This is a genomic window from Indolivaga capnocytophagoides DSM 22835, assembly GCF_000426485.1.
Taxonomy (GTDB): Bacteria; Bacteroidota; Bacteroidia; order Bacteroidales; family Dysgonomonadaceae; genus Dysgonomonas_A; species Dysgonomonas_A capnocytophagoides.
In genome coordinates, this window is record NZ_AUFL01000005.1 from 188,025 (window position 1) to 210,733 (window position 22,709).

Below are 22,709 nucleotides of genomic sequence, written 5' to 3' on the forward strand. Positions count from 1 at the left end.
ATTTTCCGTTTACTAAGGTCGCAGACCTATTTGTTTCTTTGGCAAGTAAATAGGCTGAGCTTGTTATAACATTGAAATGTATCATTAAATACTTTCATTTGATTAATAGTCCATAGACCGATATATTCTTAACTCCGTTGTATTTGGTCGCTGTTATGGTTGCGATTTCTTTTTCAGGGTTTTCATTAACTGCTCTTGCCAACAGATATTCGTTTTCCTGAGTCAGCATTCTTTCATTCTCTCCGATCAATCCATCATAGCCGTCATATCCGGCAATATAAATGGTATTTGCCGAAATTTCGAGAGCAGTCTGTAACGCCAGTGCCGTATGCGAATCCTGATAAAGATCGGAAAATGTAACTGATGCCAATTCGAAACTTTTATCTTTCAGCTTTTCGGGAATATACGTTCCCATTTTTCTCGGATAAGGAGGCAGCACGCACGATATACATTCGAGATTGAAATCTGCAAACACTTTTTCTAAACGGTGTCCCTCATTCCCCACTAAACAGAAATACTGAGGTATGTCTATATCATTATAATATCCGGCATTCTTACTGCTTGCATGTATCAGACATACCGAATGGTTGTTTTGCTTTTTAATCAGCTGTTTAACGGCATATGCGGCACTGGCTCCGCTAGGGCCTCCTCCGATAATAACAGCCAGATCGAAATGTCGCCTTTCGGCATTGAATTGAGGTAACTTAAGGTTGTCGCCTTTCTTGTCCTTCATATTATTCAAAGCCTGTAAGATACTGTTGATCGAATAAAAACGGCGGGTTACCCAGTCCATCACATCTTTTTGTGGCAATGAATTGAACCCCGAAACCATATAAGGTAAATTCGTTCCCCAGCGATATTTTTCTTTCAGCCGCTCAAAGTCGGCAACGGTTATACTCAGACTGTTAAAATCAATTTCCAAGCCTTTGTTCGACGACAGATAAGACAATAACAATTCCGTCCGAAGGTTGCCCGCTCCACGCCCCATCCCGGTGATGGTTGCATCCACAATATCACATCCAGCATCTATCGCAGCCAGAGTATTGGCAAAAGCCAGTTCTATATTATTATGTCCGTGAAAACCTATCTTGCATTTCAGTACCGATTTAACCGCCTTGGTTATCTGGCTGACTTGTTCGGGCATCATACTTCCAAAAGAATCGACCATTGCAAAGCTGTCGACAACACCGTTCAATGAGAGCAGACTGTTTATAAAATCCGGGTATTGAGATGTCCACTTCGACATGTACATAACATTAAAACCGACTTCGAAACCCATATTCCGAATTTCGGCAGCAGTAACTTTTGCCCTACCGAGATTTGAGGGATCAACTGCCATTCGTATAAAGTCGAGCTTTCCTTTACAAGAGCCCAATAACCTGTCTAAATCTTCGACCCGAATTTCTTTCTCATTCAAAATAACACCGATCTTTTTAGACGGCATATATTTACGAGCCCTGCTTATGACATAATCTGGGCAGAAGTTATATTCTCCTTTGTAGTCATTGCTTAACAGCGAACGATAACCGATCTCTATATACTGAACCGGCAACTTCTCCATCGACTCAAAGTAGTTCTTTGTCAGATTCTCTTCAAAATCCCAATTTGTATAATATCCGCCATCACGGAGCGTACAATCTAATACCTGTATCATTTCAGTTCGGGATTAAATACATATTTGATCACTTCTTTCATTTCCCTCCTGATTTCACTTTCAGGTTTTGATTTGAAGTAGTTTATCTTGTTTTCCAGCCCTGCCAAGTCATAAAATTTATCATCCATTCCATAGAAGTCTTCGTTTTCCGAATCAGACCATCTTAATGAAATTTTACCTAATGCCAAAGACTCATAATATGCTGTTGTATTAACAGCTATGGTAAAATCGACTAAATCAGATCTTAAAACTTCCTGCACAGAATGTTCCCGCCCTACAAAAAATAGATTATCAGTAATACTTGCGAAGGCTTTATGTTCGGAATCGACTACAAACGGATGCTTTTTCAGATAAAACAATATCTTATTGCCGTGCTTGCGATTAAATTCCATAAGCAAAGCCAGTAACTTGTCATTGGAAGGTATATATACCGACCGTCCCAAGAGTACCAGACATTTACTGAATGACTGATCCACATACCCGATCTCTGCATCTTTGTATTTCGAATTTCCAGCCAATATAAAACGAGACTCGTCAAAACCTTTAGTCTTCAGATAATCTATGGTAGATTGTCCCCAGCACATCAGTTTATCTGCTATCAGATTATCCATATTGATAATATCAAACGGAACCATTTGCTTAAAGTCGCAAAAAACACCATGCTGAAGGCTGATTGTTTCCACTTTATGTTTCTTAAAATAAAGCGTCAGCAGACTTTCTTCTTTATATGCCGAATTAAAGCAGATATATTTTTTGACATTCGGAGGACACAGTACTTTATCGAGGTATTTAACCTGATTAAACAAGTTGGTAAGTATTGCAACCAAATAAAGTTTTGTAGTAAACGATTCTTTTACGGAACGGGAGAAAATAATCCGAAAGGCTTTCAGCAAATGACTTATATATGAGATTCCGAAAGGCGAATATCCAACCTTGTCAAGTGTCTCAAGACACGTCACATCCGAGTCGGGATAAGTTTTACGGACAGACTCCGCCAGATCACCATAATCTTTACGGTTAATCAAATAGGTTATTACCGTTGACTTTTCGGTTTGGAGAACTTGTGAAAGGTTAGTAAATTTTACCCCTTCATAAAATCCCTTAAATACATCCCTGCCTGTTACGGCATCATCAGTAAACATACATGTGAGATAACCCGGAATAAGACACCCGATATTATACCCCCTGTATGTATAATCGAGCTTAGAAAGCAGGTCTTTGTAACGGTTATAAAATCTTGTATCCATAATATAGTCCGAGAAGTCTTATCCGGCAAAGTTAATCATTTAAGGCAATGCCTCAAAAAGTTATTTCTACGTTATTATCAGCCGGATAAAAATCGAGTTCGATATTTTCGGGCGATAATGGCACAGGCATTCCCATATCCTTTATCAGATGCGCAATCGCTTCCTTCATAGCATCATCCACCTTTTCATCACCTTGCAGATGCTGTACAAATATCTGCGACGCCAGATCGGCTAATAAATCTAACGTTTGAGGAGGAAAGCTCATTCCTTTTGCTCTGATTACCTCCAAAGCCAAAGCTCTGGCACGCGACTGCATTACTTTTTTATTGTCTTCGGCCAGATCGGGCTTACCTTCGATAGCCGTCACGTTTTTTGTCGATACAGACATTCCGTTTTCGGTCAATTCCACAAAACGGTAAGGATATGCAAATGCCGCCAATGAGCCTGTTTCTATATCATAAATTTTATTTCCTGCCGGTGATTTGTATTCGGTGATGTCATTTGCATGGAAATGTCCGGTAAATATAGCCTTCATTCCCTGATCAGCTAACAAATCGGCTAAACGGCTCCAATCGTCCACCAGATAATCTTTAAAGAAATATGACTGCATCATAATATGTTCTACCAATCCATGATGCATCATACCCAGCACCCGTATGTTTTGTTTTCGGGCTTCAGCCAAAACTTCGGTGATCCACTTTTCAGTTTCGGGTAATATTCTCCCCGATGATATACTATTTCCCTTATAATCCTGATATTTGCAGGCATCTATAGCGAGCAGCCATGTTTTTTTATCCAGTTCGGCAACATAACTCAATGATGCTGTATCTCGGCTGATTTGTTCCGTATAACCACAATCGGCATATATTTCGGCAAATTCCTGAGGTGAAATATTTTCTGTCGGCAGGGTTTTATCTCCTTCGTATTTCACCGGGTGAGGAATATTGATATCGTGATTGCCCGGAATAACATAAATCCGCACACCTTTATCGATCAGCGGCTGGAGCTTTTTTCTGAAATCTATATGGCTTTGTTTCTCTCCATCTTTAGTTATATCTCCCGGGATCAGCAGAATATCTATGTCGCTTTTCAGATAATCGTCCAATACCTGCTGCAGTACCAATGGAACATCACGAATATCTTTTCCGCTCATATTTACATAATCTTTCACGGCTTTACCGTCATCCATCAATTGTTCTGACAAATAATGAGGATCACCGATAACACCAAGACGTAAAGATTCGGTACCGGATGCACAAGATTGCAAATGAATCGAAAAAAACAATATAAAGAAAAACAGTATATACTTCTTCATCGTCCAACCTCTATATATGTATTGTTCAGAAAATCGTCGGCGCGTTTTTTTGTCGTTTTAATGATAAAATAACCACATATGTAGAGTACCGTAGCCAACAATAGCATATATCCGCCTTTTATCATCAAAGATTTTTGCTTACGAAAAATACCGAATAAAAGCACCACAAGACCCGCAATGCCTAATATTATAAGTATCGACTGAATTATTTCTATAAAATCGGCTATTTGATCTAACATATCTTACCTAAGGTTTCAGACCTATTTATTGCTTTGGCAAGTATAACCACCAAAGTCTGTTATTAAACTAAAAGTATATCATTAAATACTTTCTGTCACTTAATTAAATCTACGAAAATAAGAAAAAAGAATTGTTGATGCATGGATATCTATTTATAAATTATATGAATCAGTAGTTAGATTGATAAAACGATCGTTTTTCAAATACTGATTCACATAAATTATATCTACGACAATTAGTACATACCAAATTTTGATCATAGAGAAGATGTTCACCTGCTGTTTTCTGAAATTTTATCTATACTTAAAAACACTTTACAATTATGGCAAAATACACAGAAGAACTAGGAAAGAAAATAGCAGACGCAATAGAACAGGATGAATATACATTAGGTGAAATCTGCACGATGTACAGCATCAGCCGTAAAACATTCTATCAGTGGGCACGGAATCATTCAGATTTCAAGGAAATGATAGATGATGCCCGTGCAGGTCGTGACGAAAGGCTGGCTCAAAAAGCCCGAAAAATCCTCAAACAAAGATTAGAGCATGGCTATACCGTAACTACCACCCGTTATAAATATGCAGTAGATGAGTACGGTGAAATATATCTGACAGGAAAAACGGTAACCATGAAAGAATATGCAGCAGACGAAAAGACACTGAAAATGGCAATGGCAAAAGAAGGAGAAATAGAAGAGAAGGTAGAAAACATTCGTGTACCGTGGGAAATCATAGTACAGAATCAAGAGGCTGCCGATCAGATTGAATTACTACGTAACCCCGGAACCGAAGAAGAAATAAGAGAAATATCTCTGCAAATCCAACAGAAGTATGCAGCGACACGACAAGAATCTGACCCCAATGCTTACGATCCGTCATTGGACAGTCGGATATAAGTAACAATAATGAAAAAGTGCAATTCTGGTGTGACTTTTGTTACCTTTTTCAGAAAATGAATAATTGCTTATTGATAACTGTTCTTTGATTTCGTTACCTTTTGCGTTATTATTTATACTTTTGTCTTTCTAAATTCGAATGATGAAAAAAATATGGATATTCTGGACATCAGTGATGTTCATTCTCGCAGCAATTCTGTTCTCTTCTTGCGGAAGTAAAAAACCGCAGCCGAGTTACAGTGATCTGAAATACCCCAAAAGAGAATTTCGTGGAGCCTGGATACAAACTGTATGGCAAGGTCAGTATAAATCGATGAACAGTACACAAATGAAACATTATTTCGTTTCGATACTGAACAAGATGCAGGCTGCCGGAATCAATGCTGTCATTTTTCAGGTACGTCCGCAGGCCGATGCCTTCTACTATTCCGAGCTGGAACCTTGGAGCAGTTTTATGACAGGAACACAAGGCAAAGGATTGCCGGATGGATTCGATCCTCTAGCTTTTATGACCGAAGAATGCCATAAACGTGGAATGGAACTGCACGCATGGCTCAACCCATACAGGGTATCGGCATCAGAGAATCAGGTATTGATGAAAAATCACATCTATTACCGAGAGCCTGAACGTTTCGTAAAATACGGTACTCAAATATTCTTTGATCCGGGTATCCCTGCCAACAGGGAATATATCTGTAAAGTTGTGAAAGACATTGTGAGCAGGTATAATGTCGATGCCATCCATATGGACGACTACTTCTATCCTTATCCTATCGCAGGAAAACCATTTCCTGACGAGCGCAGCTTTGCCCGCTATGGAGCAGAACAGGGATTCGATGCGGCGCATAAAGACGATTGGAGAAGAAACAACGTAAACTCACTGATCAAGGAAATAAAAGAAACAATTATACTGACTAAACCCTGGGTAAGATTCGGGATAAGTCCGTTCGGAATATACCGGAACAAACGCAGCACCCCTAACGGAACAGGCAGCAATACCAACGGACTGCAAAACTATGACGACCTGTATGCAGATGTGAAGCTTTGGGTCAAAAACGGCTGGATAGATTACAATATGCCCCAGATATATTGGGAGATCGGACACAAAGCCGCAGATTACACAACCCTTATTCAATGGTGGTCTGAAAACAACTTCGGACGTCCTTTGTACATCGGACAGGATATCAAACGAACAATGGATGCAGAAATGCCCTCGGGAGATAATCAACTGGATGAAAAGATGCGCCTGTCGAGAAGCTTTCAAAATGTACACGGCAATTCTTTTTGGGACGGATACAGTCTTATCTCAAACTACAGAGGAGTATCGGATGCACTAAGCCGCGAGTACCACAAATATCCTGCGCTTATTCCCCCATATACTTTTATGCACAACAAAGCTCCACAGAAGGTAAAGAATATCAAAGAACTCTATACCGAGAAAGAGCATTTACTGATCTGGGACAGCAATAAAAAAGAGGGAAATCCCGAAACGGCCAGCTACTTTGTTATTTACAGATTTGAAGAAGGTCAACCCGAAAACATTGAAAACCCCGCTAATATAGTAGGTATTACTTCCGATAATCAATACATATTGCCTTATGAAGGAGGTAAACGTAAGTTTAAATATGTAATTACGGCAGTAGATGCTTTCCATAACGAATCGAAAGGAAAGTCTAAAAAAATTAAGTTATAAATAATGGCACAAGAAAATTTTGAGATGATAGCCAAAACCATGGCAGGTTTAGAAGATGTTTTAGCAGAAGAGTTAATCGCTCTTGGAGCTAATGACATACAGATAGGACGCCGCATGGTATCTTTTTCGGGCGATCAGGCTCTTCTATACAGGGCAAACATGCATTGCAGAACTGCTCTCCGGATACTGAAACCGATTTTCCAGTTTAAGGCAAAAAATGCAGACGAAGTATACGCCGAAGTAAAAAAGTACAAATGGTACGAAATTCTGACCGAAACAAACACTTTCGCAATAGATGCGGTCGTATTCTCTTCGATCTTTACACACTCTAAGTTTGTAGCTTACCGTGTAAAAGATGCTATTGCCGACTACTTCACACAACGTGCAGGTAAACGTCCGTCAGTAAAGGTCAGTAATCCTGATGTTTTGATAAACATACACATCGCCGAGAATATCTGTACCATATCATTAGACAGTTCGGGCGAATCACTTCACAAACGAGGATACAGGGTCGCTCAGACGGAAGCTCCGCTCAACGAGGTGCTTGCGGCTGGTATGATTCTGAAAACAGGCTGGAGAGGACAATCAGACTTTGTAGATCCAATGTGCGGGTCGGGTACTCTTTTGATAGAAGCCGCCATGATAGCCATGAATATCCCTCCGGGCATTTACCGCAGCGGTTTTGCTTTCGAAAAATGGAATGATTTCAATCAGGATTTGTTCGATACCATATACAATGATGACAGTGCAGAACGTGAGTTTAAGTATAAAATTTACGGATCGGATATTCAACAAAAAGCCATTGATATAGCTACCGAGAATGTGAAGAGTGCAGGAGTAGCGAAATATGTCGAATTAAAAACAATGCCTTTTCAACAATATACAAAGGCTCCTGCCGAGAATGGGTTTATCGTAACTAATCCTCCTTATGGAGAACGTATCAAACCAGATGACCTCTTCGGGTTGTACGATATGATCGGAGAACGCCTGAAACATGTATTTATGGGCTATACTGCATGGATACTAAGCTACCGTAAAGACTGCTTTAACAAACTGGGGCTTAAAACCTCGGAGAGAATCTTTCTGGTCAACGGTTCTCTTGAATGTGAGTTCAGAAAATATGAACTGTTTGCCGGCAAGAGAGACGATTTGAAGAAAAACCAGGAAACAAACTAGCAGATGGAATTTCTAAAGGTTGGTGATTTTTGGACATATCAGATTCCCGAATGGGATAATTACGAAAAAGATATTCTTGAAAAGATTCTTTTCAAATTAGACTTTATATCCGTATCCGGCTATATCATGGCTCTCGAGGCAGATGTATGGAAGATAGAATATCAGGATCACACTTTCAGACTGGCCAATGATCTGGTGCATGGTTGCGAAATTAAGACGGACAGTGAAGAAGCACTTCCTTTGATGCAGGAATTGATCAAAAAACTGCCATTAGAATAACGAAAAAAGGGCTGTTCCTTTTTACTTTTGGAACAGCACCTTTCTTTATATGTTGAAATACTTACTTACAAAGCATTTTCTTTGATCAGGTACTCAGCTATCTGAACAGCATTCAAAGCAGCACCTTTCTTTATCTGATCACTTACCGACCAAAATGAAAGTCCATTCGGATTAGTTATATCTTTACGGATGCGTCCGACATATACTTCTTCTTTATTAGCTACAAACAATGGCATAGGATAATCTTTGTTTGCAGGGTCGTCTTGAAGTATAACTCCATTTCCTTCTGCAGCCAATGCAGCCTTAGCTTCCTCTACAGAGATTGGTCTTTCGGTTTCTATCCATGTAGCTTCGGAGTGAGCTCTTACAACAGGTACACGTACACATGTAGCACTAACTTCTATATCAGAGTGCATGATCTTGCGAGTCTCGTTGTACATCTTCATTTCCTCTTTGGTATAGCCGTTATCAGTAAACACGTCGACCTGAGGAATAACATTATATGCCAACTGGTAAGCAAACTTTTCGACAGTAACTTCTTCTTTATTGAGTATCTGTTTAAACTGGTTTACCAATTCGTCCATAGCTGTTGCTCCCGCTCCGGATGCAGCCTGATAGGTAGATACATGTACCCGTTTGATGTGAGATACTTTTTCCAGCGGATTCAACGCAACCACCAACTGGATAGTGGTACAATTAGGGTTAGCTATAATATTACGGGGACGTACTTTGGCATCTTCGCCATTCACTTCGGGAACAACCAAAGGCACATCCTTATCCATACGGAATGCACTTGAATTATCGATCATTACTGTTCCAAACTGGGTTATAGTATCGGCAAACTCAATTGATGTACCACCTCCGGCAGAAACAAATGCAATATCAATATCTTTAAAGTCATCGTTGTGCTTAAGTTCCTTTACCGTATACTTCTTACCCTTGAAAGTGTATTCTTTACCTGCACTACGGGCAGAACCAAACAAGACTAATTCATCAAACGGGAAATTGCGTTCGTCAAGAACTTTCAAAAATTCCTGGCCGACCGCTCCACTTACGCCAACAATTGCAATTTTCATTTTTGTGTTGATTGTTAATAATAAATAATTCTTTTACCTTGAGACTTAGAATCTCCTTCGCAAAGATAGACTTTTTATCTATGCTATAGATATATGATTATATATATTTACGAGAAGAAGAATATTAAGGATAAAGCCGTTATCTAAAAACACAGAAATGCAAAGTATATTTTACATTTCATTGATAGAATAAGTTTATCGGATATTGCCTTTTGGCTCGAATTTTATTTGGTATATTTGCGTATAAATTAGTTTTTAGGTCTTATTCCTCTTTGCTCGAGTTGCTCGAATAAATAACAATCGGAAGTTATCATTTAGGAATAAGTTATTAAATACTATATGTTATTTTACAATATGAAAATTCATTATTTATATTTACTGCTACTCGGAGTGTTTGTGTTCTCAATGGAGTCTTGTAAAAAGCAGGTTTCCAGTACAGCGGATAACGACATACAATTCGACACGATACATTCAGTCCGAAATTATCACATAGACAACGACTCTACACAGCCTTCGTCTAACTTGAAAGTGACTTTTATCTATCCGAAATACTATAGCGACGGAGCCTTACTTGATTCGATTCAGGAGATTTTCATATCCAGCTTTCTCGATGAACATTATTCGCATCTAAAACCAACCGAAGCTATTACAGCCTATGAAGATGCATATATCGAAAATTACAAGCAAGATGTCAATATCTATATCAAAGACCGAGTTTCGGGAGCATCCCATGATGATAATGACAATTACTTCTCTTACTATGAAACGATCAGCAATGAGATTCTTTTCAATAAGGGAAAAATACTATCTTTTCAGGTAAAACAAGTGAATTATAAAGGAGGTGCAACGTCTTATGAATATCTCAAAAACCATACTATAAACCTCGAAACAGGTAAATTAATGATGGAAGATGACATCTTTAATTCCGGATTCGAAAAGTTCCTATCATCAATATTCAAAGACAGGCTGATGAAGTCCAATAAGGTTCAAACAATTAATGATCTCGAAAATCTCGGGTATTTCGGTATTGATGAAATAGTACCAAACAACAATTTTTATGTTGACAGTAAAGGTATTACTTATATATTCAACAAAGGTGAATATTCAGCGTATCAACTGGATGCAATCAAGATCTTTATACCATATGACGAGTTGAGCCTTGTATTGAAAGAAAATTCACCGATAAGTCAATTTATAGAGAAATAAGGTCACAAACCTATTTATTGCTTTGGCTTGTATAACAACGTGAGTTTATTATAACTAAAAATGTATCATTAAATACTTTTATTTACTAAATAGTTATGGATATTATACTGAAATACTTTCCGAATCTGACAGATAAGCAAAAAGCCCAATTTGCAGCCCTTTATGATCTGTATCTTGATTGGAATTCGAAGATCAATGTGATATCCCGCAAAGATATTGAAAACTTGTATACACACCACGTTCTTCATTCATTAGGCATAGCAAAAGTTATTTCTTTCAAGCCCGGAAGTTCTATAATGGATGTAGGCACTGGAGGAGGTTTTCCGGGAGTACCTTTAGCTATTTTATTCCCTGAAACCCGATTCTTACTTGTAGATAGCATCGGCAAAAAAATAAAGGTAGCAACAGAAGTATCGAATGCTATCGGACTTGAAAATATCAGTTTCAGACACTGCAGAGCACAGGAAGAGAAAGGCAAATTCGATTTTGTAGTGAGCCGTGCGGTTATGCCGCTTGAAGAGTTAGTAAAAATAATAAAGAAGAATATATCCAAAGAACAGCAAAACTCTTTACCAAACGGGCTGATATGCCTGAAAGGCGGAGAACTGGAAGGAGAAGTAGCCCCATTCAGAAAATATGCCGAAATCGACGATTTGAGTAATTTCTTTTCTGAAGATTTTTTTGAGACAAAGAAGGTAGTTTACCTACCTCTGTAAATAAAATAGAAATACGATGAACATAAAGATATTCGAATTCAATCCAATCGCAGAAAACACATACGTTGTTTATGACGAAACCAAAGAATGCGTGATTATCGATGCTGGCTGTTTTTTCCCTGATGAAAAAAGGCAGTTGCTGGATTTCATACTGGACAACGATCTTGTGGTCAAACACCTACTAAATACACATCTCCATTTCGATCATGTTTTTGGAAATAAGTTTATACTGGATCAGTTTGGCTTAAAAGCATTTGCTAACGATAAAGATTTATTTCTTTTAGAGGCAATGCCGGCACAGATGCGCATGTTTGGATTCAGAGACGCAGAAGAAGCTCCGGAAGTCGGCAGTTTCATTAAAGAAAATGATACAATAGAATTCGGCAATCAGAAGTTCATTGTATTGGAAGTTCCGGGACATTCGCCGGGCAGCGTTGCGTTTTATAGTATCGAAGGCGAATGTGTATTTGTCGGAGATGCCTTATTCAGGGGAAGTATCGGTCGTACCGATCTTGCAGGAGGCAATCAATCTCAATTGATCGAAGCCATAAGAACCCGCTTGTTAACATTACCTCCGGAAACTATCGTTTATCCCGGTCACGGACCGCAAACAAGCATCAGAGACGAGAAAAGGAATAACCCTTTCTTACAATAAACCAATACAAAAAGGCGAATCAATCGATTCGCCTTTTTGTATATTAACTCTATTGTGCTAATTATTCAGCATTCAAAGAGAAACGTTTGAATCCTACAACAGTAAGTTCTTTATCCACAGAATGCAGATATTGCTCAATGTTTTGTTTAGGATTCTTAATAAATTCTTGTTGAAGAAGAGTAAACTCTTTGTAGAATTTAGTCAATGCACCTTCAGCAATTTTCTCGATCAAGTTTTCAGGTTTACCTGCTTCACGAGCTTTTTCTCTAGCAAGGTTTAATTCTCTTTCTTTGATTTCTTCAGATACCTCTTCAGCTTTCAAAGCAACAGGATTCATTGCAGCAATTTGCATAGCCACATCTCTTGCTACCTGAGCATCCACACCTGCTTTGTTGAAACCTACGATAGTAGCCAACTTGTTTCCCGGGTGTATATATGATACAACAGAAGGAGCAGACAATGTTTCAAAAGAACCTATTTCCATCTTTTCACCAGTTACCCCCATACGGTCTGTAACTAGATCTTCGATTCTGCGTCCATCGACTTGTACATTGTTTAACGCATCTAATGATTCAGGTTTGTTAGCTAATGCAGCATCAAGGATAGTAGTAGTTAATCCTACGAATTCAGCATTGATAGCCACGAAGTCTGTTTCACACTTTAATGCTACAAGAGCAGCGAAATCATTGTTTACACCTGCTAATACACAACCTTCAGAAGCTTCACGGTCGCCACGTTTTGCAGCGAAAGCTTGTCCTTTTTTACGAATAATTTCGATAGCTTTATCAAAATCGCCACCAGCTTCGCTCAATGCATTTTTACAATCCATCATACCTGCGCCTGTTCTTTTGCGTAGGTTTTGGATATCAGCCATACTAACTGCCATATTCTTTATTGTATTTTTTAGATTATAAAGGTCTCAGACCTATTTATTATTTAGGTAAGTAAACAACCAAACACAATATCAATCGTGTGGTATATCAGAGACTTTAGTCTACTTACATTGGTATATTAAAAAAAGAGAAGGTTAAGAATCAGGCCTAAGAATGTTTGTTCCCAGCTGTTATTCTTAACCTTTATGTATTTACGAGATTACTCTTCGTCTTTCACATATTTGCTAGCAACAGCAGCCTTCAGAGCTTCTTCGTCATCTTTAGATGCACGTTCTTTTTTAGCTCCGGTTTTAGCTTTACGCTCTCTTCTTGCACCTTCTTCCTGAGCTTCGGCAGCAGTACTGTCTGCTTTTTCTACTTTGCGTTCTTCTAAACCTTCTTTGATAGATTCGCAAAGGTGAGAAAGAATCACTTCGATAGATTTAGCAGCATCATCATTTGCAGGGATAACAAAATCTATATCCGAGGGATTAGAGTTTGTATCTACCATTGCAAATACTGGAATACCTAAACGTTGAGCTTCTTTCACTGCGATATTTTCTTTCAAAACATCAACAATGAACAGAGCAGAAGGAAGACGTGTTAAATCTTGGATAGACCCTAGAGTTTTTTCCAATTTAGCACGTTGACGAGTGATTTGAAGTTTTTCTCTCTTAGAAAGAGTATCAAATGTACCGTCTTTAATCATTTTGTCAATAGTTGACATTTTCTTAACAGCCTTACGGATAGTAGGAAAGTTAGTCAACATACCTCCTGGCCAACGTTCAATAACGTATGGCATATTTACTGATTGTGATAAATCGGCAACGACTTGTTTAGCTTGCTTTTTAGTTGCAACGAACAAGATTTTTTTACCTGATTTAGCTATTTGTTTCAATGCAGCAGCAGCTTCGTCAGCCTTTGCGATTGTTTTGTATAGGTCGATAATGTGAATGCCATTACGCTCCATAAAAATATAAGGAGCCATAGCTGGATTCCACTTTCTTTTTAAGTGTCCGAAGTGTACACCAGCTTCAAGTAATTGGTCAAATTCTAATTTTGCCATTTTTGTTTTTTCGTTTTTAATGCGTTTACTTTCTTTTTCTGCAAATTTGAATTGCCGGGTAGCTCATCAAAGAAGTCCCGTCAATTTAGATACTAAACGTAACTTTTGCCGACGTATTGACAACGTCTATATTTCTGTTCGCTATAAGAACTAAGCCACGAAAGACCAATTCTGATAAGCGAAAGCCATAGCCAAATTAACGTTTTGAGAATTGAAATCTTTTTCTTGCTTTTGGTTGTCCCGGTTTTTTACGTTCAACAACACGAGGATCACGAGTCATAAAGCCTTCTGCTCTTAGAGCTGGTTTATCATCTGCATTGATCTTTACAAGCGCACGAGCTATACCTAGACGTGCAGCTTCTGCTTGCCCTTTGTAACCACCACCATTCAGATTGATTTTAATGTCATATTTTTCAACAACACCTAATTTATTTAGAGGTTGAGTCACAACATACTGAAGGATTGATGAAGGGAAGTAATTTGTTAAATCTCGTTTGTTGATAACAATTTTTCCGGTTCCCTCGCTAACGTATACACGAGCTACTGCAGCTTTGCGTCTTCCGATTGCATTTATTACTTCCATTGTTATTATTTAAGAGAGTTTATATCTAATGTTTTAGGTTGTTGAGCCTCATGTTTATGTTCTGAGCCTCCGTATACATAAAGATTTTTCAAAAGAGCAGCACCCAAAATATTTTTAGGCAACATACCTTTTACCACTTTATGCACTAATCTGTCAGCACCCTTGCTAAGCAATACGGCTGGAGTAGTTTCGCGTTGTCCTCCGGGATATCCTGTATATCTCAGATAAACACGATCGTTCCATTTGTTACCAGTTAGAACAACTTTATCAGCATTAATAATAACTACATTATCTCCACAATCTACGTGAGGAGTAAAACTTGGCTTATACTTTCCTCTCAAAAGTTTAGCCACCTTTGAAGCCAAACGACCTAAAGTCTGACCCGAAGCATCAATCACAACCCACTCTTTTTTCGCGGTTGCTTTGTTTGCGGAAATGGTCTTATAACTTAAAGTATCCACTTTCTTTAATTGTTTTAATTTGGTTAATGACTAATACCCGATCATAGCTTAATCTACTTTTATCTGCTAAGGACACTTGTAAGCAAATAACAAACTATGTATCAAATATTTAAATTCACATTTATAATAATCGGCTCGCAAAGATACGGATTTTCTGTTAATTAGCAAAAAATATTATCACAGATAATTACGATTTCAACAACAAAAAAAGAGTTGTGATTTTTTATCACAACCCTTCGATATATTTTCAAGACAACACCGGTCTCTTACTCTTTTTTCAACACGTACTGATCGGCTAAGCTGCCTTCTATTTTTTTGCCTTCAATATCCAACTGACGCAAAGCTCCCTCTTCTACAAAATATTGATTAGGAGCATCTTCTCCCGACAGTGTTATAGTCGAACCATCTGCACTCCAGCTAAATACCCCTTTACTTGCATATGCTTTCGGATTTTTCTCCCCCAGATATTTAAATTCTTTGCTATAAGTACTATCTGTCAGATTGATAATAACCTCCATTCCTCCTGCTGATGCTGTAGGCAACACACCTTTATAAACCCCTGCGACATCCAATGATGTTCGAGCATTATGATCATCTACAACAGTTGTCAACGAATCACCTCCTACGGACTCTTGCTTATCCGCTTGTTTATTATTACAACTGAATAACAAAACCGAAGAGAATAATAACAAAAAGCTTTTTTTCATAATATTTATATTTTAAATTAACACTAATGATTTCTCATCATCCCAAGAAAATAAAAATTCCGTGAAATATTCCTCCAGCAAATATAACCTTTCAATGACAAAAGTGTTCATTATTTTATGTTAAGCTATCTTTAATGTGTTTCAAAACAGAATAATAAAAAACTTTACGTAACTTTACGCGATTTTTAGAAGATAGAAAAAAAGAATTATGATTAAACCGATTACAAAAAGTATCGATTTGGGTGATGGAAGGTCTATCACCATTGAAACAGGAAAATTAGCTAAACAGGCTGATGGTTCTGTTACCGTTAGAATGGGAGATACTATTCTGCTGGCTACAGTATGTGCCGCAAAAGATGCAAATCCGGGTGTAGATTTTATGCCCTTGCAAGTTGAATACAAAGAAAAATTCGCCGCATTTGGACGTTTTCCGGGAGGTTTTTTACGCCGTGAAGGACGTGCATCTGATTACGAAATCCTAACATGCCGATTAGTAGACCGCGCTCTGCGTCCTCTTTTTCCGGATGATTATCACGCTGAAGTTTTTGTTAATATAATATTATTCTCTTCAGACGGTAAAGATATACCGGATGCCCTTGCCGGATTGGCGGCATCTGCAGCGTTAGCTGTATCTACAATTCCATTTAACGGACCTATTTCTGAAGCACGAGTTGCCCGTATTGATGGTAAATTCGTATTAAATCCGACTTTCGATCAATTAGCACAAGCCGACATGGATATTATGGTAGGAGCAACTATCGACAATATCATGATGGTAGAAGGCGAAATGAAAGAAGTGCAAGAATCAGAAATGCTCGAAGCAATCAAATTTGCACACGAAGCCATTAAGCTACAATGTCAAGCTCAGCTTGAACTTATGGAATTATGCGGTACTACAGAAAAACGCACTTATTGCCATGAAGCGAATGACGAAGATCTTCGTAAAGATGTTTGGGCTAAATGTTACGACAAGGCTTATGCTGTTGCAACATCATGTAACACAAACAAACACGAACGTGTAGATAATTTCGAAGCAATAGTTACAGAATATAAAGCGAGCCTTACTGAAGAAGAACTTGCAGAAAAAGGAGCATTGATAGGAAAATACTATCACGATGTGGAAAAAGAAGCAATGCGCCGCTCTATTTTAGACGAAGGAAAGCGTCTTGACGGTCGTAAGACTACCGAAATTCGTCCGATCTGGAGCGAAGTAGACTATCTACCCGGAGCCCATGGTTCAGCAATATTCACTCGTGGAGAAACACAATCACTTACTACTGTTACTTTAGGAACTAAACTTGATGAGAAGATCATTGATGATGTTTTGAATAACGGAAGAGAACGTTTCCTTTTACATTACAATTTCCCTCCATTCTCTACAGGAGAAGCTCGTCCACAGAGAGGTGTAGGACGTCGCGAAGTTGGACACGGTAATCTTGCCCACAGAGCTTTAAAACCAATGATCCCAACAGGATATCCTTATGTTGTACGTGTGGTTTCTGATATATTAGAATCAAACGGTTCATCATCTATGGCAACAGTTTGTGCGGGAACTCTGGCTCTTATGGATGCCGGTGTGGAAATTAAAAAACCTGTAACAGGTATTGCAATGGGACTTATTTCTGAAAAGAAAGGCACAAACTATGCTGTTCTTTCAGATATTTTAGGTGATGAAGATCATTTAGGTGATATGGACTTCAAAGTTTGTGGTACTGTAGATGGTATTACTGCTACTCAAATGGATATTAAAGTAGATGGTCTTTCTTACGAAATTCTAGAGAAAGCATTGAATCAGGCGAAAGAAGGACGTTTACACATCATGGGTAAAGTTCTTGAAACACTGCCTGCTCCAAGACCAGATCTTAAACCAAATGCTCCTCGTATTGTTGTGATGATGATACCTAAAGACTTTATCGGAGCTGTAATAGGACCTGGTGGAAAAATTATACAAGGTATACAAGAAGAAACCGGAGCTACTATTACTATCGAAGAGATAGACAATCAAGGTCGAGTAGAAATCTCTGCTACCAACAAGGCTTCTATTGATGCTGCTGTTGCTAAAGTTAAAGGTATTACTACTGTTCCTGAAATAGGTGAGGTATATGAAGCGAAGGTTCGTTCGATCATGCCTTATGGCGCATTCTGCGAATTCTTACCGGGTAAAGACGGACTTCTACATATTTCCGAGCTATCTTGGGATCGTATAGAAAACATGGAAGATGCAGGCTTAAAAGAAGGAGATATCTTAGAACTTAAACTAGTTGATATCGATTCTAAAACAGGAAAGATTAAGCTTTCTCGTAAAGCATTACTTCCTCGTCCTCCACGTCCTGAAAGACCGGTTGTAAAAAAAGACGATCAAGCTCCTGAAGTGGCTGCACCTGAAAATTGATTTCTTGAATTTTCAACATATAAAATAAGGATTGCAAAATGCAATCCTTATTTTTTTTACACTGAAAAAAAACCGGAGCTATATAAATATATAGCTCCGGTTTTATATAATGATGTAAATAATCTTATCTTACTTGTTTACTCTGAAACGTTCATTACCATTTTCGAAGAAGTCTACAATCTGATTAGCCGCAGCTATACCAGCATTCGTATTAGCTTCGCCTGTTTGTGCCCCCATCTTCTTCGGAGTAGAAAAATACCTGTCTGCAAATTTAGCAACCAGTTCTTCGTGATTTCCGGGCTTAATATCAGTCACATATTTAAAGTCTGTCCGCTCTTCCATAAATTTAACGATCTCAGCCTCATTAATCACTTCTTTGCGGGCTGTGTTCAATAACAAAGCTTTCTTAGGAAGTTTACTCAACAATTCGAAATTGATTGAATTCTTAGTCTCTGCGGTTGCAGGAATATGCAATGATACAAACTGACATGTAGTATATAATTCTTCAACAGATTTAACAGCCTTAACACCTTCTTTCTCTATAGCCTCAGCCGAAAGAAAAGGGTCGAAAGCATACACATCCATTCCGAATCCTTTAGCTATACGAGCAACATTGCGACCAACGTTTCCGTATGCATGAATTCCAAGTTTTTTGCCTAACAACTCACTCCCAGATGTTCCGTTATAAAAATTACGAACAGCATATACTGCTAATCCAAATACAAGTTCTGCAACTGCATTTGCATTTTGTCCGGGGGTATTCATTGCACAAATACCATTGGCTGTAGCTGCATCCAGATCGATATTATCATAACCGGCTCCGGCACGCACCACTATTTTCAATTGCTTTGCTGACGACAAAACATCCTTATCAAAGATATCACTGCGGATAATCGCAGCATCAACATCGGAAACAGCATCTAACAACTGCTGTTTTTCTGTATATTTTTCAAGCAGAACCAATTCATATCCTGCCTTCTCGATAACACTTCTGATGCCTTTTACAGCCTCTGCCGCAAACGGTTTATCAGTTGCTATTAATACTCTTTTACTCATAGTATTTTGTTATATCCGATTTTTATTTAGCATTGTTTTTTTCGAATTCCTGCATAGCATCAACTAATGCCTGAACACCTTCCAAAGGCATCGCATTATATATAGATGCTCTGAATCCACCTACCGAACGGTGTCCTTTCAGTCCATCCAAGCCCTTGCTTGATGCAAATTTCAGGAAGTCAGCTTCCAATTCTTTATAACCTTCAGACATAACGAAACAAACATTCATTAACGAACGGTCTTCTTTCGCCGCAGTTCCGATAAACAGAGGATTACGATCTATCTCATTATACAACAAAGCAGCCTTTTCTTTATTCAATTTTTCCATAGCAGGAACTCCACCTTTGGCTTTCAACCAACGCAAAGTCTGCATGGCTGCATAAATAGGCACTACAGGAGGTGTATTGAACATAGAACCGTTATCGATATGCGTCTGATAATTCAGCATAGTAGGTATCTGACGTGATACTTTTCCTAGAATTTCATCTTTAATTACTACAAATGTTAGCCCTGCGGGAGCTAAATTTTTCTGAGCACCACCATATATAAGAGCATATTTAGAAACATCTATCACACGAGAGAATATATCAGAAGACATATCTGCTACCAACGGTACGGGCGAATCAATATCGGTGTGTATTTCTGTTCCGAAGATGGTATTGTTCGTTGTTATATGGAAATAATCAGCATCAGCCGGTATCGTATAATCTTTAGGAATATAAGTAAAGTTCTCTGGTTTCGACGATGCAACTTCTACGACTTCACCAAATAGTTTAGCTTCTTTTTCCGCTTTACTAGCCCAAGTCCCTGTATTCAAATAGGCAGCTTTCTTTTCGAGTAAGTTAAAAGGCACCATACAGAATTGTAAACTTGCCCCACCACCAAGAAATATTACCGAATAACCTGCGGGAACATTGAGTAGTTCTTTAAACAACGCAATCGTTTCATCCATTACGGCAATGAAATCTTTCCCACGGTGACTAACTTCCATTAGAGACAATGTAGATGAATTGAAGTCCAAAATAGCCTTGGCTGTTTCCTCTATTGTCTGCTGTGGTAAAATTGAAGGACCTGCACTAAAATTGATTTTTTTCATATTTGCAAGAATTAAAATCGTTCTTTCTTATTGGTTAGACATCTGTCAAAATTAATAAATATATTTGAAATTCGCAGTAATATTAAAAAAACCAACTTCTTTTTATGTTATTTTGTAGCTACAGATCAAACAATAACAATACACTTTTATCCACCTTAAATTATAGATAAAATAAATGATTTACGGTTAGGTTACTCCAATATTATAAATCGGCAATCTTATAGCTTCGTCCGTCTACATGATAGTAATATAAAGCTTCGTTTTGGGATCTTCTTAATAACTGCTCATCTATATCATAACCTAATAGAAAGGACATAAAATAACTAATACTATTAGAATTAAAGATACCATTATCCAGAAAATGCTCCATCTTTTGAGAAATATACCGTTTCTGACTATAAGGTATGATCAAAAAAGGAATCTTAAACTGGTCACTTTCTTTCTTCATTATTCCATGACCTTTATTTATTACCTCTCCATGATCAGAATAATAAACAATTACAGAAGAAATACTGTCTTTTGCTGAACCTTTGACTAAGTGATCAAGTTGAGATAAAACCCGGTCTGTATGATGGATACTTCGGTCGTAGTCGAGTGTTATTTCCCTTCCGGGTACTTCCTTAAAATCATCTTGATCCGTCCGATCATACTTATCGTTATAATCGATATGACTTCCCTTCAGATGAATAAAGAATATCTGCTTCTTGGATGAATCATATTGTTCACTCACATCCTTCAACAATTGAATATCATCCTTTTCAAAATGATAGAATTTCGAGGTCTTAGCATACGAAGCCATCAACCCTATAAAGCTGTCATGCATACCAACCTTATCTTGATTAGAAACCCAATGAGATTCATAACCTGCCAGATTAGCCATTGTCACAACATTTTCATTCTTGGTAAACGGAGCAACATCAAGAGGGGACGCAAAACTTAGAGACATTCTCAGCGCCTCTCTGGTTATAGGTGCTACAGAAAAAGCGTTATAATAAAGAAGATTTCCTGCTGTATTAAGACTATCGAGGAAGGGAGTTGTTGGTAAATCATAGCCATACAAACTATAATGAGTCCTCAAAGAACTTTCACCTATCACCAGAAATATTGTCTGTGGAGAGACATTCTTCTGCGAGTAAGAAAGTCCCGGCATAAGGACTTTCGGCAAGGTTGCTTCTTCTCTGAATTTCCTCATCTCATTCCAATATGAAAGCGTTGAAATAAACGAATTCACCCCTAAAGGAATCCGAACTGACATACTGGTCTGAATAAAAAGATCCGGAGCAGTATTAAATTCTTCATAGGCAGTTACTCTTTCGCCTTCTCCTCTTGAGAGAAAGATAGATGCAAAATTTAGACTTAAAGCAATCACTAAAAAGCCAACGATATACTTTTTTCGAATCGTTATCGACCGTGCTTCATGCACAGACAACATAATAATTGAAGTAGTCAGGAGAATAGCAGGCAACCAATCTTTTATATATAAGAGAAAGAAATCTCCGGCCTCAGATGTATTACTTTCAAACATTGAGGAAATACCTCCAAGAGTTAGCAAAGTCCCGTACACTAATTTATGGGTAATATCCGCTGTCACTAAAAGAGATAAGACAAAAGCAAACACCCAAGAGAACTTCGGAATCTTAGATATAAGAATAATCAAAGATTGTAAAATTACAGCATTTAATACTGCATAGATAAGATTGAAGAAAAAACGGCTATCCGGTAATCCAACTCTCATCCAAAACGCTAAAATCCCAAAATACAAAAAACTCAATATTGTAAACCGATACTTCAGAAATATTGAGCCTAAAACATTTATCATTAATATTCTATCTTGTCTTCTTTATCTGTCCACATTCTGAAAGCCTCTAAGGCTTCGGTATGCAACACTTGAGAAGAAGGAATGCTTCTTAATTCAGGTTTTAGTTCTATCTGCTCATATATAAACGAATCATCAAAACCGATATTTTTGGCATCAACTTTATTGCACCCGTAATAAATACGCTCAATACGAGCCCAATAGATCGCAGATAAGCACATAGGACAAGGCTCACATGATGTATAAATTTCACAGCCGCTAAGATCAAATGTATTTAAAGCGGTACATGCTTTACGAATAGTTGTAACCTCGGCATGAGCCGTCGGGTCATTATTCAGTGTCACACAATTAGAACCTTCCGCAACTATTTTACCATCTTTTACGATAACTGCTCCAAAAGGACCTCCCCCATTTGCCACACTATTCATTGAAAGCTCTATTGCTTTCATCATATATTCTTTATTCATCTTTATTTCTTTAATAAATAGTCACTAAGGCAATAGTA

The 22,709-nt window shown here is 38.0% G+C and carries 21 protein-coding genes and 1 pseudogene; 8 read left to right on the top strand and 14 right to left on the bottom strand.

Going from position 1 to position 22,709, the window contains the following annotated elements; genetic code table 11:
* Positions 1 to 94: 94 nt before the first annotated feature.
* The 4 genes from K322_RS0102470 to K322_RS0102485 are packed head-to-tail and all read right to left on the bottom strand — an operon-like array spanning position 95 to position 4,455.
* A complete protein-coding gene (locus tag K322_RS0102470) occupies positions 95 to 1,654 on the bottom strand; it encodes an aldolase catalytic domain-containing protein (RefSeq protein ID WP_035331137.1) in 1,560 nt (519 codons plus the stop codon).
* The gene (locus K322_RS0102475) at positions 1,651 to 2,901 is read right to left on the bottom strand and encodes a hypothetical protein (RefSeq protein ID WP_026625444.1); all 1,251 of its coding nucleotides are present in this window, start codon (positions 2,899 to 2,901) and stop codon (positions 1,651 to 1,653) included. Before K322_RS0102475 ends, K322_RS0102470 begins: the two co-directional genes overlap by 4 nt.
* A 52-nt stretch (positions 2,902 to 2,953) precedes the next feature.
* Positions 2,954 to 4,216: a metallophosphoesterase family protein gene (locus K322_RS0102480; RefSeq protein ID WP_026625445.1), complete on the bottom strand. Its 1,263-nt coding sequence runs from the start codon at positions 4,214 to 4,216 to the stop codon at positions 2,954 to 2,956.
* Positions 4,213 to 4,455 (bottom strand): hypothetical protein, encoded by a 243-nt coding sequence (locus K322_RS0102485; RefSeq protein WP_026625446.1) that lies wholly within the window; start codon positions 4,453 to 4,455, stop codon positions 4,213 to 4,215. Before K322_RS0102485 ends, K322_RS0102480 begins: the two co-directional genes overlap by 4 nt.
* Positions 4,456 to 4,778: 323 nt before the next feature.
* Here K322_RS0102485 and K322_RS0102490 point away from each other — a divergent pair, with 323 nt between their 5' ends.
* The 4 genes and pseudogenes from K322_RS0102490 to K322_RS0102505 all read left to right on the top strand — a co-directional run bounded on the left by K322_RS0102490 (position 4,779) and on the right by K322_RS0102505 (position 8,502).
* Positions 4,779 to 5,354 (top strand): terminase small subunit-like protein, encoded by a 576-nt coding sequence (locus K322_RS0102490; RefSeq protein ID WP_026625447.1) that lies wholly within the window; start codon positions 4,779 to 4,781, stop codon positions 5,352 to 5,354.
* Positions 5,355 to 5,493: 139 nt separating this feature from the next.
* Positions 5,494 to 7,047 carry a glycoside hydrolase family 10 protein gene (locus tag K322_RS0102495; protein WP_026625448.1) on the top strand — a complete coding sequence of 518 codons (1,554 nt, stop codon included), beginning with the start codon at positions 5,494 to 5,496 and terminating at the stop codon, positions 7,045 to 7,047.
* A 24-nt stretch (positions 7,048 to 7,071) separates the two neighbouring features.
* Positions 7,072 to 8,205, top strand: a pseudogene (locus tag K322_RS18375) (THUMP domain-containing class I SAM-dependent RNA methyltransferase); the annotation flags it as partial.
* Between the two features lie 21 nt (positions 8,206 to 8,226).
* Positions 8,227 to 8,502: a hypothetical protein gene (locus tag K322_RS0102505; RefSeq protein WP_026625449.1), complete on the top strand. Its 276-nt coding sequence runs from the start codon at positions 8,227 to 8,229 to the stop codon at positions 8,500 to 8,502.
* A gap of 65 nt (positions 8,503 to 8,567) precedes the next feature.
* On the opposite strand, the gene K322_RS0102510 is transcribed toward K322_RS0102505, so the two are convergent.
* A complete protein-coding gene (locus K322_RS0102510; protein ID WP_026625450.1) occupies positions 8,568 to 9,578 on the bottom strand; it encodes an aspartate-semialdehyde dehydrogenase in 1,011 nt (336 codons plus the stop codon).
* Positions 9,579 to 9,932: 354 nt separating this feature from the next.
* Between K322_RS0102510 and K322_RS0102515 the strand changes: the two genes are divergently transcribed.
* The 3 genes from K322_RS0102515 (at position 9,933) to K322_RS0102525 (ending at position 12,155) form a co-directional block, all read left to right on the top strand.
* On the top strand, positions 9,933 to 10,784 hold the full coding sequence (locus K322_RS0102515) for an RsiV family protein (RefSeq protein ID WP_026625451.1): 852 nt from the start codon (positions 9,933 to 9,935) through the stop codon (positions 10,782 to 10,784).
* Positions 10,785 to 10,879: 95 nt separating this feature from the next.
* Positions 10,880 to 11,500, top strand: a complete 621-nt coding sequence (rsmG, locus tag K322_RS0102520; RefSeq protein WP_026625452.1) for a 16S rRNA (guanine(527)-N(7))-methyltransferase RsmG — start codon at positions 10,880 to 10,882, stop codon at positions 11,498 to 11,500.
* A 16-nt stretch (positions 11,501 to 11,516) separates the two neighbouring features.
* The gene (locus tag K322_RS0102525) at positions 11,517 to 12,155 is read left to right on the top strand and encodes an MBL fold metallo-hydrolase (protein WP_026625453.1); all 639 of its coding nucleotides are present in this window, start codon (positions 11,517 to 11,519) and stop codon (positions 12,153 to 12,155) included.
* A 61-nt stretch (positions 12,156 to 12,216) separates the two neighbouring features.
* Here the strand turns inward: K322_RS0102525 and tsf are convergent, their stop codons facing one another.
* The 5 genes from tsf to K322_RS0102550 form a co-directional block, all read right to left on the bottom strand.
* Positions 12,217 to 13,041, bottom strand: coding sequence for a translation elongation factor Ts (gene tsf, locus K322_RS0102530; protein ID WP_026625454.1), 825 nt, complete (start codon positions 13,039 to 13,041; stop codon positions 12,217 to 12,219).
* Positions 13,042 to 13,247: 206 nt separating this feature from the next.
* Complete coding sequence (rpsB, locus tag K322_RS0102535; RefSeq protein WP_026625455.1) at positions 13,248 to 14,093, bottom strand: 30S ribosomal protein S2; 846 nt, start codon at positions 14,091 to 14,093, stop codon at positions 13,248 to 13,250.
* 196 nt (positions 14,094 to 14,289) lie between these two features.
* Positions 14,290 to 14,676: a 30S ribosomal protein S9 gene (rpsI, locus tag K322_RS0102540; protein ID WP_026625456.1), complete on the bottom strand. Its 387-nt coding sequence runs from the start codon at positions 14,674 to 14,676 to the stop codon at positions 14,290 to 14,292.
* 5 nt (positions 14,677 to 14,681) lie between these two features.
* Entirely contained in the window at positions 14,682 to 15,137 is a 456-nt protein-coding gene (rplM, locus tag K322_RS0102545; protein ID WP_026625457.1) for a 50S ribosomal protein L13, read from the bottom strand.
* 266 nt (positions 15,138 to 15,403) lie between these two features.
* Positions 15,404 to 15,844 carry a copper resistance protein NlpE gene (locus tag K322_RS0102550; protein ID WP_026625458.1) on the bottom strand — a complete coding sequence of 147 codons (441 nt, stop codon included), beginning with the start codon at positions 15,842 to 15,844 and terminating at the stop codon, positions 15,404 to 15,406.
* A gap of 208 nt (positions 15,845 to 16,052) precedes the next feature.
* Between K322_RS0102550 and pnp the strand changes: the two genes are divergently transcribed.
* The gene (pnp, locus tag K322_RS0102555) at positions 16,053 to 18,236 is read left to right on the top strand and encodes a polyribonucleotide nucleotidyltransferase (protein WP_026625459.1); all 2,184 of its coding nucleotides are present in this window, start codon (positions 16,053 to 16,055) and stop codon (positions 18,234 to 18,236) included.
* Positions 18,237 to 18,365: 129 nt separating this feature from the next.
* Here pnp and K322_RS0102560 read toward each other — a convergent pair whose 3' ends face one another.
* From K322_RS0102560 to K322_RS0102575, 4 genes are all read right to left on the bottom strand, one after another.
* Positions 18,366 to 19,292: a 3-phosphoglycerate dehydrogenase gene (locus tag K322_RS0102560; RefSeq protein ID WP_026625460.1), complete on the bottom strand. Its 927-nt coding sequence runs from the start codon at positions 19,290 to 19,292 to the stop codon at positions 18,366 to 18,368.
* Positions 19,293 to 19,314: 22 nt separating this feature from the next.
* Entirely contained in the window at positions 19,315 to 20,388 is a 1,074-nt protein-coding gene (gene serC, locus K322_RS0102565; protein ID WP_026625461.1) for a 3-phosphoserine/phosphohydroxythreonine transaminase, read from the bottom strand.
* Positions 20,389 to 20,590: 202 nt separating this feature from the next.
* Positions 20,591 to 22,123 (bottom strand): phosphoethanolamine transferase, encoded by a 1,533-nt coding sequence (locus K322_RS0102570; protein ID WP_026625462.1) that lies wholly within the window; start codon positions 22,121 to 22,123, stop codon positions 20,591 to 20,593.
* Between the two features lie 83 nt (positions 22,124 to 22,206).
* Positions 22,207 to 22,656, bottom strand: coding sequence for a nucleoside deaminase (locus K322_RS0102575; protein ID WP_374116871.1), 450 nt, complete (start codon positions 22,654 to 22,656; stop codon positions 22,207 to 22,209).
* Positions 22,657 to 22,709 lie beyond the last annotated feature (53 nt).

Bases quoted from the DNA above. Each gene is read 5' to 3' on its own strand.
- K322_RS0102470 (WP_035331137.1), bottom strand. From the start codon at position 1,654: ATGATACAGGTATTAGATTGTACGCTCCGTGATGGCGGATATTATACA.
- K322_RS0102475 (WP_026625444.1), bottom strand. From the start codon at position 2,901: ATGGATACAAGATTTTATAACCGTTACAAAGACCTGCTTTCTAAGCTC.
- K322_RS0102480 (WP_026625445.1), bottom strand. From the start codon at position 4,216: ATGAAGAAGTATATACTGTTTTTCTTTATATTGTTTTTTTCGATTCAT.
- K322_RS0102485 (WP_026625446.1), bottom strand. From the start codon at position 4,455: ATGTTAGATCAAATAGCCGATTTTATAGAAATAATTCAGTCGATACTT.
- K322_RS0102490 (WP_026625447.1), top strand. From the start codon at position 4,779: ATGGCAAAATACACAGAAGAACTAGGAAAGAAAATAGCAGACGCAATA.
- K322_RS0102495 (WP_026625448.1), top strand. From the start codon at position 5,494: ATGATGAAAAAAATATGGATATTCTGGACATCAGTGATGTTCATTCTC.
- K322_RS0102505 (WP_026625449.1), top strand. From the start codon at position 8,227: ATGGAATTTCTAAAGGTTGGTGATTTTTGGACATATCAGATTCCCGAA.
- K322_RS0102510 (WP_026625450.1), bottom strand. From the start codon at position 9,578: ATGAAAATTGCAATTGTTGGCGTAAGTGGAGCGGTCGGCCAGGAATTT.
- K322_RS0102515 (WP_026625451.1), top strand. From the start codon at position 9,933: ATGAAAATTCATTATTTATATTTACTGCTACTCGGAGTGTTTGTGTTC.
- rsmG (WP_026625452.1), top strand. From the start codon at position 10,880: ATGGATATTATACTGAAATACTTTCCGAATCTGACAGATAAGCAAAAA.
- K322_RS0102525 (WP_026625453.1), top strand. From the start codon at position 11,517: ATGAACATAAAGATATTCGAATTCAATCCAATCGCAGAAAACACATAC.
- tsf (WP_026625454.1), bottom strand. From the start codon at position 13,041: ATGGCAGTTAGTATGGCTGATATCCAAAACCTACGCAAAAGAACAGGC.
- rpsB (WP_026625455.1), bottom strand. From the start codon at position 14,093: ATGGCAAAATTAGAATTTGACCAATTACTTGAAGCTGGTGTACACTTC.
- rpsI (WP_026625456.1), bottom strand. From the start codon at position 14,676: ATGGAAGTAATAAATGCAATCGGAAGACGCAAAGCTGCAGTAGCTCGT.
- K322_RS0102550 (WP_026625458.1), bottom strand. From the start codon at position 15,844: ATGAAAAAAAGCTTTTTGTTATTATTCTCTTCGGTTTTGTTATTCAGT.
- pnp (WP_026625459.1), top strand. From the start codon at position 16,053: ATGATTAAACCGATTACAAAAAGTATCGATTTGGGTGATGGAAGGTCT.
- K322_RS0102560 (WP_026625460.1), bottom strand. From the start codon at position 19,292: ATGAGTAAAAGAGTATTAATAGCAACTGATAAACCGTTTGCGGCAGAG.
- serC (WP_026625461.1), bottom strand. From the start codon at position 20,388: ATGAAAAAAATCAATTTTAGTGCAGGTCCTTCAATTTTACCACAGCAG.
- K322_RS0102570 (WP_026625462.1), bottom strand. From the start codon at position 22,123: ATGAGAGTTGGATTACCGGATAGCCGTTTTTTCTTCAATCTTATCTAT.
- K322_RS0102575 (WP_374116871.1), bottom strand. From the start codon at position 22,656: ATGATGAAAGCAATAGAGCTTTCAATGAATAGTGTGGCAAATGGGGGA.